The sequence below is a fragment of the Citrobacter arsenatis genome (assembly GCF_004353845.1).
In the GTDB taxonomy this organism is placed as follows: domain Bacteria; phylum Pseudomonadota; class Gammaproteobacteria; order Enterobacterales; family Enterobacteriaceae; genus Citrobacter; species Citrobacter arsenatis.
The window spans coordinates 47366-61105 of the sequence record NZ_CP037863.1; the positions used below are offsets into that span (position 1 = coordinate 47366).

The 13740-nt window shown below is 48.3% G+C and carries 15 protein-coding genes and 2 pseudogenes; 10 read left to right on the plus strand and 7 right to left on the minus strand.

Annotated features, from left to right (window positions below):
• Window positions 1-173 precede the first annotated feature (173 nt).
• Together E1B03_RS00390 and E1B03_RS00395 are read left to right on the plus strand one after the other, a co-directional pair.
• On the plus strand, window positions 174-896 hold the full coding sequence (locus E1B03_RS00390) for a TraX family protein (protein WP_057102332.1): 723 nt from the start codon (window positions 174-176) through the stop codon (window positions 894-896).
• Window positions 897-993: 97 nt separating this feature from the next.
• Complete coding sequence (locus tag E1B03_RS00395; RefSeq protein WP_133085537.1) at window positions 994-1290, plus strand: hypothetical protein; 297 nt, start codon at window positions 994-996, stop codon at window positions 1288-1290.
• A gap of 179 nt (window positions 1291-1469) precedes the next feature.
• Here the strand turns inward: E1B03_RS00395 and tnpC are convergent, their stop codons facing one another.
• The 4 genes from tnpC to E1B03_RS00415 form a co-directional block, all read right to left on the minus strand.
• The gene (tnpC, locus tag E1B03_RS00400; RefSeq protein ID WP_133085538.1) at window positions 1470-3008 is read right to left on the minus strand and encodes an IS66 family transposase; all 1539 of its coding nucleotides are present in this window, start codon (window positions 3006-3008) and stop codon (window positions 1470-1472) included.
• Between the two features lie 48 nt (window positions 3009-3056).
• The gene (gene tnpB / locus E1B03_RS00405) at window positions 3057-3404 is read right to left on the minus strand and encodes an IS66 family insertion sequence element accessory protein TnpB (protein WP_000612626.1); all 348 of its coding nucleotides are present in this window, start codon (window positions 3402-3404) and stop codon (window positions 3057-3059) included.
• Entirely contained in the window at window positions 3401-3805 is a 405-nt protein-coding gene (gene tnpA / locus E1B03_RS00410) for an IS66-like element accessory protein TnpA (protein ID WP_133085539.1), read from the minus strand. The genes tnpB and tnpA overlap by 4 nt, the downstream gene beginning before the upstream one ends.
• An 82-nt stretch (window positions 3806-3887) precedes the next feature.
• Window positions 3888-4337 (minus strand): hypothetical protein, encoded by a 450-nt coding sequence (locus tag E1B03_RS00415; protein WP_061284926.1) that lies wholly within the window; start codon window positions 4335-4337, stop codon window positions 3888-3890.
• Window positions 4338-4571: 234 nt separating this feature from the next.
• Here E1B03_RS00415 and pcoA point away from each other — a divergent pair, with 234 nt between their 5' ends.
• The 7 genes and pseudogenes from pcoA (at window position 4572) to E1B03_RS00450 (ending at window position 11420) form a co-directional block, all read left to right on the plus strand.
• On the plus strand, window positions 4572-6389 hold the full coding sequence (pcoA, locus tag E1B03_RS00420) for a multicopper oxidase PcoA (RefSeq protein WP_133085540.1): 1818 nt from the start codon (window positions 4572-4574) through the stop codon (window positions 6387-6389).
• A gap of 5 nt (window positions 6390-6394) precedes the next feature.
• Window positions 6395-7285: a copper resistance outer membrane transporter PcoB gene (gene pcoB, locus E1B03_RS00425; protein ID WP_170926235.1), complete on the plus strand. Its 891-nt coding sequence runs from the start codon at window positions 6395-6397 to the stop codon at window positions 7283-7285.
• 39 nt (window positions 7286-7324) lie between these two features.
• A complete protein-coding gene (gene pcoC / locus E1B03_RS00430; RefSeq protein WP_086530012.1) occupies window positions 7325-7705 on the plus strand; it encodes a copper resistance system metallochaperone PcoC in 381 nt (126 codons plus the stop codon).
• Between the two features lie 55 nt (window positions 7706-7760).
• A pseudogene (gene pcoD, locus E1B03_RS00435) lies at window positions 7761-8638 on the plus strand (copper resistance inner membrane protein PcoD).
• Window positions 8639-8692: 54 nt separating this feature from the next.
• On the plus strand, window positions 8693-9373 hold the full coding sequence (pcoR, locus tag E1B03_RS00440) for a copper response regulator transcription factor PcoR (RefSeq protein ID WP_133085541.1): 681 nt from the start codon (window positions 8693-8695) through the stop codon (window positions 9371-9373).
• A complete protein-coding gene (gene pcoS / locus E1B03_RS00445; protein WP_057064175.1) occupies window positions 9370-10770 on the plus strand; it encodes a copper resistance membrane spanning protein PcoS in 1401 nt (466 codons plus the stop codon). Before pcoR ends, pcoS begins: the two co-directional genes overlap by 4 nt.
• 215 nt (window positions 10771-10985) lie before the next feature.
• Window positions 10986-11420, plus strand: a complete 435-nt coding sequence (locus E1B03_RS00450; protein WP_004118347.1) for a hypothetical protein — start codon at window positions 10986-10988, stop codon at window positions 11418-11420.
• A 178-nt stretch (window positions 11421-11598) separates the two neighbouring features.
• Here E1B03_RS00450 and E1B03_RS26370 read toward each other — a convergent pair.
• From E1B03_RS26370 to E1B03_RS00465, 3 genes and pseudogenes are all read right to left on the minus strand, one after another.
• Window positions 11599-11761 (minus strand): annotated as a pseudogene (locus tag E1B03_RS26370) (type II toxin-antitoxin system RelE/ParE family toxin).
• Window positions 11762-11797: 36 nt separating this feature from the next.
• The gene (locus E1B03_RS00460) at window positions 11798-11917 is read right to left on the minus strand and encodes a type II toxin-antitoxin system RelE/ParE family toxin (RefSeq protein WP_007374422.1); all 120 of its coding nucleotides are present in this window, start codon (window positions 11915-11917) and stop codon (window positions 11798-11800) included.
• Entirely contained in the window at window positions 11883-12062 is a 180-nt protein-coding gene (locus E1B03_RS00465; RefSeq protein ID WP_004118349.1) for a type II toxin-antitoxin system ParD family antitoxin, read from the minus strand. Before E1B03_RS00465 ends, E1B03_RS00460 begins: the two co-directional genes overlap by 35 nt.
• 624 nt (window positions 12063-12686) lie before the next feature.
• Between E1B03_RS00465 and E1B03_RS00470 the strand changes: the two genes are divergently transcribed.
• Window positions 12687-13595: an HNH endonuclease gene (locus E1B03_RS00470; protein WP_007374408.1), complete on the plus strand. Its 909-nt coding sequence runs from the start codon at window positions 12687-12689 to the stop codon at window positions 13593-13595.
• Window positions 13596-13740 lie beyond the last annotated feature (145 nt).

The following is a 13740-nucleotide window of genomic DNA, read 5'->3' on the forward strand; positions in this document are numbered from 1 at the left end:
CAAATCAGAGTTTGCCGTCCGTAAAATTCTTGAAAAACTCAAAGTCAGGGCAACATCGCAGACTGGCCGGGCTTTCTGGCTCTGGGTACAAAACTGGATAAACAGTACCTGTAAATATGAAAATATAAAAAGTGAACCTGTCTATGTCGAATCACAGGATAAATCCAGCGCCCATGTTTCCGGTTGCACTGAATCCCGCAGCTCTGGATGTAGTGAAGCTGGTCGCTCTGATGGCCATGTTTGTGGATCACGCCAACACTCTGTTTCTGACAAAACCCGATCCTCTCCTGTATGCGGTCGGGCGGATGGCCTTCCCGCTGTTCACACTCATATGGGCGATGAACGTACAACGCACACCAGAACGTCTTCAGAAAAGAGCAAACAGGTTATGGCTGTGGGCGTTTATCACTCAGCCAGTATTCAGTCTGGCTTTCCGCCATCACGAGCCGTGGTATGCGCTGAACATTCTGTTCGTTTTCGCGAGCGTGACACAGCTTCTTGCCCTGAAGTACAGGTATGGGAAAAAAGGTGTAATCAGTGGTGTACTTCTTCTGGCTTTAATGGTGTGGCCATTACAACCGGCAAGTTTCGGCCTGGCGGGAATTATGCTGGCAGCAGGGCTGGTATTAGTATACTCCGGGCCGACTTACCGGATATACAGGATCGGTATTATCGTATCACTGCTGTCACTTTGCAGCCTGAATGGTATTTCACATATACTGAACCAACCCGCAGACATCCTTCTGTTTGCCACACTCCCGACACTATTCTTACCCATGATAATAGTATCACTGGCTGTCAGTCTTTGTTCCGGCAAATGCTCGCGATTTATGCCTCCTCGTTTTTTTTACTTTGCCTATGCAGGCCATCTTTTGATCGCTATTATCATAAGCTAGTGACGAATATAATGTTATAATTAGCTCCTAGATACTTATCACTGGAACACTGGCATTACTTCTTAAGAAAAGAACATCCTTTAGTTTAGAGGGGTTAATGAAAAGCAAAACTAAGAAGGACGAAGTTAAGCTATTTTTATATGTATTAATGGGAATGATTTTATCATGGGCACTTTATGTTGGCTATGCCACACCCCTGAATCAAAAGTGTTTGCAACAGGAGGGGTTAAGGTCGAAAGTATTGAGGGTAAGCGAGTCATATCTATTGGATTTTACCAACATTGTAACGTTTGGTGTACTGAAAGATAATAAAAATGCCTTTGATTATCAAGAAAGGATTTTAAATAAAGAGTTTGTGGTTTTAAATGATAATGATAAATGTAAACACAATTAAATATTCATTTTGATTAAGGTGATTTGTAAAAAAACACCTTTTTATTTATGACAGAATCTTTGAAGTTGTATGGAGATCAGTACTATGCTGATGGCCGTAAATTGTATGACGCCGGATATGCTTACCGATATTTGATATAACCGTAAGCGTCCAGCGAGAACCGTATTGACGGGGATGGGTTATTCAGTTGGCAGTGTGATGCGCCAGGGGAGCAGTTCGCTGACCCGGTTGACCGACCAGTCCGCTATGACGTCAAGCACATGGCGGAGGTAGCCTTCTGGATCCACTCCGTTCAGTTTGCATGTCCCGATCAGACTGTACAGCAACGCTCCACGCTCACCTCCGTGGTCTGAGCCGAAGAACAACCAGTTTTTACGACCCAGGCTGACCATCCGTAGGGCATTTTCAGCGATGTTGTTATCTGCTTCAGCCCAGCCGTCCTCCGCATAGTACGCCAGCGCTGACCACTGGTTCAGGGCGTACGTGAAGGCCTTCGCCAGCTCCGAGTGTCGCGATAGCGTTTTCATCTTTTCACGCAGCCAGCTCTCCAGGGATTTCAGCAGCGGTTTCGTTTTCCGCTCACGTTCAGCAAGGCGCTGCTCCGCCGGCATTCCCCTTATCTCCGCCTCAACGGTATACAGCTCGCCGATACGCTTCAGGGCTTCATCCGTCAGCGCCGACGGCGTACGGACGTGCACATCGTGGATTTTACGGCGGGTGTGAGCCCAACAAGCCGCTTCCGTTATCCGGCCATCGCGGTACAGTTCGTTGAACCCGGCGTAAGCATCTGCCTGCAGCACACCGCTGAAGCCGGCAAGATGAGTCTGCGGGTGGATGCCTTTTCTGTCGGGACTGTACGCGAACCACACCGCCGGTGGCAACGCTGACCCGGCGTTGCGGTCATCACGAACGTATGTCCACAACCGCCCGGTCTTCGTCTTCTTATTACCCGGCAGCAGCACCTGCACGGGGGTATCATCGGCATGGAGTTTGCCGTCGGTCACTACATAGTGCTGAAGCGCCTCTTCCAGCGGTGACAGCAGCCGGCAGCATGCGTCCACCCAGCCCGACAGCAGTGAACGGCTCAGCTCCACACCCTGGCGGTTGTATATTTCTGACTGGCGATACAGCGGGGTATGCTCTGCATACTTTGAGGTCAGCACGCGGGCCAGCAGCCCCGGTCCTGCTATACCCCGCTCGATGGGCCGCGAAGGCGCGGGAGCCTGCACTATGGCATCGCACTGAGTACAGGCATGCTTTTCACGTACTATCCGGATAACCCGGAAGGCGCTTCGCATCAGCTCCAGCTGCTCGGCGGCATCCTCACCCAGGTAGCTCAGCGCACCACCACATTCCGGGCAGCATGACGCTGCTGGCAGCAGCCGTTTTTCGTCACGGGGAAGTGATTCAGGGAACGGTTTGCGGGTACGGGTCTGCCGCAGCAGGCGCTGCACGGCCGGGTCATCCACCCGACCGGTAAGGGTATCGCTTTCTTTCTGTAGCTGGTTAAGGTCGGCTTCCATCTGCGCGATACGGCGGGAGACTTTTTCGGAGCGGCTGCCGAAGTTCATTCGGCGCAGCTTATCCAGTTGCGCCTGCAGGTGATCTATTTCGCGTTCACGCTCGTTCAGCTTTTCCAGCAGGGCACGATTCAGCGCTTCCTGTTCGGCAAGAAGACGTTTCAGTTCGTCGATATTGTCAGGACGTGAGCTGTTCATGCCGGGTATATTACCAGGCTCATTCAGCGTCGACCAGGACAAAGAGGCCTACAACATAGTCAGGGACGTAAGCAGTCTTTTAGGCTGCCGCCAGTCGATACCTTCAAGGAGCATCGCCAGCTGTGCCGGTGTGAGGAACACTTTACCATCTCGGGCTGACGGCCAGGCGAAGCGGCCGCGCTCCAGCCGTTTGGTCAGCAGACACAGCCCATCGCCGGTAGACCAGAGGAGCTTTACCTGACTACCATTACGCCCACGGAAGATAAAAACGTGACCTGACATCGGATCGTCTTTCAGCGTCGTCTGCACCTTTGCCGCCAGGCCGTTAAAACCGTTTCTCATATCGGTGATACCAGCGACCAGCCAGATCTTAGTCCCTGATGGTAATGGGATCAACGTTTGAGCTCCCGTATCAGCAGGTTCAGGATATTTTCGCTGATGGCACCATTCAGACGGAGTGATCCGTGCCGGAACGCCACTTCACAGCAGATATTGAGTGATTCAGGTGCCGCAGCAGCTACAGGTTGTGACAGTGAGGAGGTTGCAGGAACAACATCTTCGGCATCAAGTGTTATCGGGAGCAGCTCAGGCACGCTGTTTTCTGTTGTTGAAGGAGGACGTAGTTTTCCTTCGCGCCAGTACTGACGCCACTTGAACAACAGATTATCGTTGATCCCATGCTCACGAGCGAGTTGCGCTACGGAGATCTCTGGTCGATGCGAGAGTTCAACCATTTTGATTTTGAACTCAACGGGATAATTAGGGCTTTTTTTACGCACTGCGGTTAATGATTTCATGGATAGCGTCCACCATATTTGGTGTCCACTATCCTCTCAGGAATTTCAGGATCTGCCAGACGGTGCTGAGACGACGCTTACGTTACCTGGAGGAATACAGGCCGCGAAGCTTTCTTGCCTGTGTCTGATGAGCTTCCGCACCGGCATTATTGACCTGCTCATGCACGAGGGCGGCTTTCTCTCCGGCATTCAGTTCGTTAAAAGAAGAAGAGGAGGTCTTTGAATTTGCACCACTGTCGGACAGCATTTTTTTATGTTCCTCAATCATTTTCTGATGTGCATAGGACGCGCTGTTGTTCATAAATGAATGAGCAACAATGGCCCTTTCATGTTCATTCATTTCAGAGAATGAGGGTGTGCTGTTTTTATTAACCCTGTCCGGCAAATTTTCATGCGTCGAGGAATTCACATGACTGACGGCTGAGGCATTATTAACAAAACGATGTGCTTCATGGGCAATATCACTGGACTGAGCAAAAGCTGCCCCACAAAATAAAGCTGTAAACGCAGTGGTCGTGATTAATATATTCATGTGTAATTACCTTCTGAGGTACATAAAAGTTGTCCTTACGATCATATATAAAAATAATCAACCTGTGGGGAAGATGACGTAAATGTAATACAGCTATGTACATTACACGATTGTAATGAATTTGTTTCTTAAGGTGTGCTAGCTTCATTTCATTGTAAGAGGATGAACCAGTAATTTAATTTAAATCGGTTCTCGAATTCTGTCAGTAACCATACTTTAAATAAGGGAACGCGCATGCTGTTGAAAACGTCTCGACGAACTTTCCTGAAGGGGTTAACCCTCTCTGGCGTAGCCGGAAGTCTTGGCGTATGGAGTTTCAATGCGCGTTCCAGTCTGAGCCTGCCAGTTGCCGCATCCCTGCAGGGTACTCAGTTTGACCTGACCATTGGTGAAACGGCCGTCAATATCACGGGCAGTGAGCGTCAGGCCAAAACAATCAATGGAGGCCTGCCGGGGCCCGTTCTTCGCTGGAAAGAAGGTGACACCATTACCCTGAAGGTCAAAAACCGTCTTAATGAACAGACGTCCATTCACTGGCACGGCATTATTCTTCCGGCCAATATGGATGGTGTTCCGGGGCTGAGTTTTAGGGGCATAGAGCCTGATGATACCTACGTTTACACCTTTAAGGTTAAGCAGAACGGGACTTACTGGTACCACAGCCATTCCGGTCTGCAGGAACAGGAGGGGGTATACGGTGCCATTATCATCGATGCCAGGGAGCCAGAACCGTTTGCTTACGATCGTGAGCATGTGGTCATGTTGTCTGACTGGACCGATGAAAATCCTCACAGCCTGCTGAAAAAATTAAAAAAACAGTCGGATTACTACAATTTCAATAAACCAACCGTTGGCTCTTTTTTCCGCGACGTGAATACCAGGGGGCTGTCAGCCACCATTGCCGATCGGAAAATGTGGGCTGAAATGAAAATGAATCCGACTGACCTCGCGGATGTCAGTGGCTACACCTACACCTATCTCCTGAACGGGCAGGCCCCGCTGAAAAACTGGACCGGACTGTTCCGTCCCGGTGAAAAGATACGCTTACGGTTTATCAACGGCTCGGCAATGACCTATTTCGATATCCGTATCCCCGGGCTGAAAATGACGGTCGTGGCTGCAGATGGCCAGTATGTAAACCCGGTTACCGTTGACGAATTCAGAATTGCCGTTGCCGAAACCTATGATGTCATTGTGGAGCCTCAGGGTGAGGCCTATACCATCTTCGCACAATCCATGGACAGGACCGGTTACGCTCGGGGGACACTGGCCACGAGAGAGGGGTTAAGTGCTGCCGTTCCCCTCCTCGATCCCCGTCCTCTGTTGACCATGGAAGATATGGGTATGGGAGGAATGGGACATGATATGGCAGGAATGGACCACAGCCAGATGGGAGGCATGGATAACAGCGGAGAGATGATGTCTATGGACGGTGCTGACCTTCCGGATAGCGGGACATCCTCCGCGCCCATGGATCACAGCAGCATGGCCGGTATGGATCATTCCCAGATGGCCGGAATGCCGGGTATGCAAAGTCATCCTGCGTCAGAAACGGATAACCCACTGGTTGATATGCAGGCGATGAGCGTCTCTCCGAAATTAAACGATCCGGGTATTGGTCTTCGAAATAACGGAAGAAAGGTTCTCACGTACGCGGATTTGAAAAGCCGCTTTGAGGATCCTGACGGACGTGAACCTGGCCGTACCATAGAACTGCATTTAACCGGCCACATGGAAAAGTTTGCCTGGTCATTTAACGGAATCAAGTTTTCAGATGCCGCACCGGTGCTGCTGAAATACGGTGAGCGACTCAGGATCACGCTGATCAACGATACCATGATGACTCACCCCATTCACCTGCATGGTATGTGGAGCGATCTGGAAGATGAAAACGGTAATTTCATGGTTCGTAAACACACAATAGATGTTCCCCCAGGTACAAAACGCAGTTACAGAGTGACAGCAGATGCGCTTGGCCGCTGGGCGTATCACTGCCATTTGCTCTATCACATGGAAATGGGAATGTTTCGTGAAGTCCGGGTGGAGGAATGATGCGAATGAAGAGAAATTTGAACGCCATACCTGTTCTGGTCGCCGGTTTGTTTACCTCACAGCTTTCTATTGCGGCGGGCTCCGTCTCTGCAGATCCCCACGCCGGGCACGACATGTCTGCCATGCAGATGCCAGCAGATGAGAATTTCACTGAGATGACGTCAATGGAGCCCATTGTAACCGAGAGCAGAACGCCAATTCCGCCTGTTACCGATGCCGACCGGAAGGCTGCATTCGGCAATTTACAGGGGCATGCGATTCACGACAGTGCGATTAATTATCTGGTTCTGCTGGATCAACTGGAATGGCAACGGTCGGATAACACCAACAATTTCAGCTGGAGTGTTAACAGCTGGATTGGAGGCGACACAGATCGGATTTGGCTAAAGAGCGAAGGTGAACGAAGCAATGGGGAAACGGAGGCGGCTGAAGCGCAGTTACTCTGGGGACATGCGGTTGGCCCATGGTGGGATTTGGTTGCGGGTGTCAGGCAGGATTTCAGACCTGCTTCTGCCCAGACCTGGGCTGCTGTCGGTTTTCAGGGGCTGGCACTCTATAATTTTGAGTCTGAAATTACGGGTTTTGTCAGTAATGGTGGAAAAGCAGCCCTTCGTCTGGGAGGAGAATACGACGTTTTACTGACTAACCGGCTCATACTCCAGCCATCCTATGAGGTGAATTTCTACAGTCAGGATGATGAATCGCGGGGTCGCGGCAGGGGACTGACTGACACAGAGCTGGGGCTCCGGCTGCGCTATGAAATACGCCGTGAGTTTGCACCCTATATAGGCGTTTCCTGGAATCAACTTTACGGGAAAACATCCGATATGGCGAAAAGAGAAGGTGAGAAAGACCATCAGGTAGTATTCCTGGCGGGAGCCAGAATCTGGTTTTAACGCACTGATATAAAACACTCAACTAAACAGGTAAATAAAATGTCGATTTTAAATAAAGCCATTCTTACAGGTGGCCTCGTTATGGGCGTTGCTTTCTCTGCTATGGCCCATCCTGAATTAAAAAGTTCTGTCCCGCAGGCAGATTCAGCCGTAGCGGCCCCGGAAAAGATCCAGCTTAATTTCACAGAAGATCTGACTGTGAAATTCTCAGGGGCTAAATTAACAATGACCGGGATGAAAGGCATGTCATCCCATTCGCCAATGCCAGTCGCGACAAAAGTGGCACCAGGCGCTGACCCTAAATCAATGGTCATTATCCCACGAGAACCTCTGCCAGCCGGCACTTATCGTGTTGACTGGCGCGCGGTTTCTGCAGATACACACCCTATTACCGGCAATTACACTTTTACAGTGAAGTAATATTATGAATGACCTGATTATGATTGTTATTCGTTTTCTTCTTTATCTTGATTTGATGGTAATATTTGGATTGCCATTTTTTCAGATATATGGAATAAGCAGTGTCAGACATGAAACGTATAACCTGACTAATTTCAGGTCGTTTATAACCTTTGCTGTTGTTGCAGGTATCATTCTTACTGGCATTAATATGCTCCTGGTATCTAATGCCATGAGCGGAGTAACTGATTTCAGAGAATTATCTATCCATATTATCGAGATGGTGATAGAAGAAACGGATGTCGGTATTAGCTGGATTGTCAGGCTCTGTGCCCTGTTTACCACACTCGGTGCTTTGTTCCTTTACACTAATAAGAGAGTATTGTCCTGCCTGCTGATGACGATGAGTGGGGGCGTGGCGCTGGCTACACTTGCCTGGGGAGGACACGCCGTCATGCATGACGGTCTGCATTACTATCTCCATTTACTGAGCGATCTGACTCATCTCGGCGCTGCAGGTGCCTGGACAGGTGCTCTGGTTGCATTTGCTATCCTGCTGATGCGCAGAAACGCGCATAATGCACAGAGCGTCATTGTGATATCTGACTCCCTGGCAAAATTTGCCACGGCAGGAACGGTGATTGTTGTAGCCCTGATCCTGAGTGCGCTCGTCAACTATCTGTACATTGCTGAGGGTAACTTAACCCCCTTATTCAACAGCTCCTGGGGGGGATATTGCTTGCTAAGACGGCTCTGTTTGTTCTGATGCTTCTTCTGGCTGCAGCAAACCGGTTTCACCTGGGTCCCCGGCTTGAAGTTATGGTCAGGGAAGGGAATTATGATCGCAGCGTTGCCCTGATGCGAAACAGCATTCTGACAGAATTCGTTGTTGCGATTATCATTCTGGGCGCCGTAGCGTGGCTTGGAATGCTTGCTCCGTCTCAGATCAGCTAGGGGACAGCCAAAGCTCATGCGTGAGATTTTTACTTTCATATCAGCGAGTTGACCATGCAGCGTATTTTAATCGTTGAAGACGAACAAAAAACAGGTCGTTACCTTCAGCAGGGACTGGTTGAGGAAGGTTATCAGGCCGATCTCTTTAATAATGGCCGCGACGGTCTCGGGGCCGCGTCGAAGGGACAGTATGATTTGATAATACTGGACGTGATGCTGCCTTTCCTCGACGGGTGGCAAATCATCAGCGCACTGAGGGAGTCCGGGCATGAAGAACCGGTCCTGTTTTTAACCGCAAGGGATAACGTGCGGGACAAAGTGAAAGGGCTGGAGCTTGGCGCAGATGACTATCTTATTAAGCCCTTCGATTTTACAGAGCTGGTTGCACGTGTAAGAACCTTGCTGCGACGCGCCCGCTCTCAGGCAGCCACAGTTTGCACCATAGCAGATATGACCGTTGATATGGTGCGCCGGACCGTGATCCGTTCGGGAAAGAAGATCCATCTCACCGGTAAAGAATACGTTCTGCTTGAGTTACTGCTGCAACGTACCGGAGAAGTGTTACCCAGAAGCCTTATCTCGTCCCTGGTCTGGAACATGAATTTTGACAGTGATACGAATGTGATTGATGTGGCAGTGAGACGCCTGAGAAGTAAAATTGATGATGACTTTGAGCCAAAACTGATCCATACCGTTCGCGGTGCCGGATATGTCCTGGAGATCAGAGAAGAGTGAGGTTCAAAATTTCCCTGACCACGCGCCTGAGCCTGATTTTTTCTGCAGTGATGCTTACGGTATGGTGGTTATCCAGTTTTATGCTGGTGAGTACCCTGAATGGCTATTTCGATAATCAGGACCGCGATTTTCTGACAGGTAAACTTCAGCTCACCGAAGAGTTTCTTAAAACAGAGACGTTCCGGAACAAAACGGATATTAAGTCATTATCAGAAAAAATAAACGATGCGATGGTAGGGCACAATGGTTTATTCATTTCTATAAAAAACATGGAAAATGAAAAAATTGTTGAACTCTATGCCAAAAATTCTGTTGTTCCAGCGGTCCTGCTTAACAAGTCGGGTGATATTCTCGACTATATGATCCAGACGGAAGAAAATAACACCGTGTACCGCAGTATCTCGCGGCGGGTTGCCGTGACGCCGGAACAGGGTAAAAGCAAACATTTCATCATTACGGTTGCCACGGATACTGGGTATCACACCCTGTTTATGGACAAACTCAGTACCTGGCTGTTCTGGTTCAATATCGGTCTGGTCTTTATTTCTGTTTTTCTGGGCTGGCTGACCACACGTATTGGTCTGAAACCGTTACGGGAAATGACCAGTCTGGCTTCCTCCATGACCGTACACAGCCTGGATCAGCGTCTTAATCCCGATCTGGCTCCGCCGGAAATCTCTGAGACCATGCAGGAGTTCAATAATATGTTCGATCGCCTGGAGGGGTCATTCCGGAAACTGTCAGATTTCTCGTCTGACATCGCGCATGAGCTGCGCACACCAGTCAGTAATCTGATGATGCAGACGCAGTTTGCACTGGCTAAGGAAAGGGATGTTTCGCATTACCGCGAAATTTTATTCGCTAACCTGGAAGAACTGAAAAGGTTGTCACGAATGACCAGTGACATGCTTTTTCTGGCACGTTCAGAGCATGGTCTGCTGCAGCTGGATAAACATGATGTGGATCTGGCAGCCGAACTGAATGAATTACGTGAGTTATTCGAGCCCCTGGCAGACGAAACAGGAAAGACAATCACGGTTGAAGGAGAGGGCGTTGTTGCCGGAGACAGCGATATGCTGCGACGTGCTTTCAGTAACCTGCTTTCCAATGCAATCAAGTATTCTCCCGATAACACCTGTACAGCGATACACCTTGAGCGTGACAGTGACTGTGTGAACGTGATGATTACGAATACGATGTCTGGCCCGGTTCCCGCTAATCTGGAACGTTTGTTTGACCGGTTCTATCGCGCAGACTCATCAAGGGTTCACAACACGGAAGGCGCGGGGCTGGGATTATCAATTACAAGGTCGATCATTCATGCTCACGGCGGCGAGCTGTCAGCAGAACAGCAGGGGCGGAAAATTGTGTTCAGTGTGCGTCTGTTAATGGATTAATACCGTTATTCAGGAGAAACCCGGAAGGTGACAAAAATGTCATCATTCAGTCACGCGATAAACAGAGGCGGTTTTTTATAATCAGTCATAAATCAGGACAGCGTGATAATTCAATCGCCCGGTTCCTGGCGTGATGATTAACCAGCCCTGAGATCAAATGCTTTCTCTGTTATAAGCATTGATTGTTCGGGTATGAAAACACCGGAGACCCAACCATGAAAAAGATCCTTGTATCCTTTATTGCCATGATGGCTGTCGCTTCATCTGCCTGGGCTGCAGAGACAATGAACATGCATGACCAGGTAAATAATGCCCAGGCGCCTGCCCATCAGATGCAGTCATCCGCTGAAAAAAGTGCAGTTCAGGGGGAGAGCATGAAAATGATGGATATGAGCGGTCACGATCAGGCCGCTATGTCCCATGAAATGATGCAAAACGGCAATTCTGCCGCCCATCAGGACATGGCTGAAATGCATAAAAAAATGATGAAAGCCAAACCTGAGAACACCCAAGAAACTGCTAAGCCATTTTCCGAAATGAGCGAGCATGAGAAAGCCGCTGTTGTGCATGAGAAGGCGAATAATGGCCAGTCTTCCGTTATTCATCAGCAACAGGCGGAAAAGCATCGCAGCCAGATCACCCAGAATTAACCCGCAGCTCCACTTGTCAGACCCTCATTTGACGCCGAAGTCACTGGCTTACGCTCCCGTCCGGGAGCGTTTTTTTTATAAGCGAAATGAATAATAATGAAAGAGTCCATACACAATGTTTTTTTGGTCATGTCGACCTCACAATTAACTTATATTGTTTGAGAATCCTGTTCCCCGGTCATCTCCAGGGTGCATGTCGCGCCGTATCCTGAGACTGGCTGAGAATACGAATGACCGTAACCATAGAATGTGATGATACAAAATAGATCGTATGCCGGTTCTACCGGCAGTGTGCAGATATCGTCTCCCAGCTCTGCACAATGCGTGCCGATATCATGCATGGCCAGCACATCAAATACTGCAGCTATACGACCGATCTATGCATCCGCCTGAACAACCCCGATCTGTCTGAAGCTGTAGTCCCAGATGGCCTCCAGATCCTCTTCTGCTTTGGGTGTCAGCTCAATCTCTTTCATTTGCCACCCTGGCCCTGACATTCCTCAGGAATGCATTCTTGTTCCATGGTTTCGCCTCGCCGCTGCTGATCCCTTCGGCCAGCAGATCGCGCAGTTCCTGAAGTCTGGATTCAGCCTGCTTTTCATGCAGCTCATCACCCACGTCCACCGTCATCGTACGAGCCATAACTCCTCCATATCTTAATGTAAGATTTATTCTTACATCATTAAATCAGCTTACTACGCTGCTTCCATCTCCGGCATTTTTTCAAAACAACCCTGCTGCAGTCTGGAGATCCGACTTTGGCATTTTTCGGATCCCGGATGACAAAACGCATGATATTTCCTGTAAATGCAATTATTCATAACATTTATATTCATATATGTTAAAAGTGCGAAATTAGCATCAGTTGTTGGCTATTATTAAGATTTCAGCAACAAACCGTATCCCACCCGCTTCGTTAAAAAAACCGAAGGTCATCAGAAGCGCTCACTGATCGTTCCGGGCTGAGACGGTGGCAGCGTCACGGGTAATGTCTCTATTTTATTGGTCGTGAGGAAGGCCGGATAATGGCCAAACTAAGAAGCCATAGCATTGGGGGCAGCCTGCTGATCTGGTATGATCGAGCAGAGGCTCATCTCAATGAGCAATCCCCGCAACAAATTTTTTCGGGGTGCAACAGACCCTTTAGTGTCCAGGCCTGAAAAAAAAGAAAGCACGGTCTCTGAGAGACTACGGTCCTTACGCAACCATACCGGTTAGCGAGCTTTATATTTTCATTATGACTATCTGTATAACAGGGGAATGAATGTGATTAAAAAAATATGCGAAGTGATTGATGGAGAGTATGTCTGTGACATTGATATCAGTGTGGAAGAATGGAAAACTTTATTAACAAATGATAAAGTTTTTGACACAAAAAGTATTGCAGCGTTAAAAAAATGGTTTATTGAGCCAAATCATTCCTGCACATGCTTCGATATTGGTAAGAAGTACGACCTGCACAGCATGAGTGCTAATGGAGTCATAAACGGACTGGGTGGCAGAGTTCAAAAAGAACTTGGTAGATTCGAGGTTAAAGGTGTCGGAAATATCGCATCCGGTACAAAATTCATTACCGTAATGAAGAGTAAAGAAATCGGCGGAAAACCCAAAAGAAACTTATGGACAATTCGTGAGGAACTTGTTCAGGCAATTAACGAACTGGATTTTTTTGGTACAACAGAAATGGCCAGCAGTGAGTATTACTCTGACGATGAGTTGATCAATGCCATAGAGAAAAGTAATATCTTTGACAACGTTCAGACGTTTGAATATACAGGGGAAGCCAAACCAAAGAAAAATGCAATAGAAGTAAAAAATGGCCTCTCGTATCCCAGGAGTAAAGGCGTATCCCAAAATGCGCTGAATAAAGCAGGTTACAGATGTGAAGTCGATAGTGACCACCCAACATTCAGAAGGCGAAATTCATCCTTAAATTACACAGAACCTCATCACATTGTACCTATGTCTAGGCAAGATGCTTTTGACACATCTCTTGATGTTGAAGAAAATATCATATCTCTGTGTTGCAATTGCCATAAACAAATTCACCTTGGTCAGGGTTATGAAGATATGCTGAAAGAAATATACACTGCGCGAAAAAGGTTATTAAAAAAAGTTGGTATTGATATATCACTGGAAAACTTGATTCTTTATTACAAAATGGAAAGTAAGTGAGATTCAAACGAGAGTGATACCTTCGTTTTATTGGTCGGGATGAACAGCAGATGATGTTTCCGGCAAGTATCGGGTCCAGAAACTTTCTGTTAAAAAAGAGGTAAAAGTAGTCTTGAGCCCTGACTGCGAATTGCCATTGCGCATG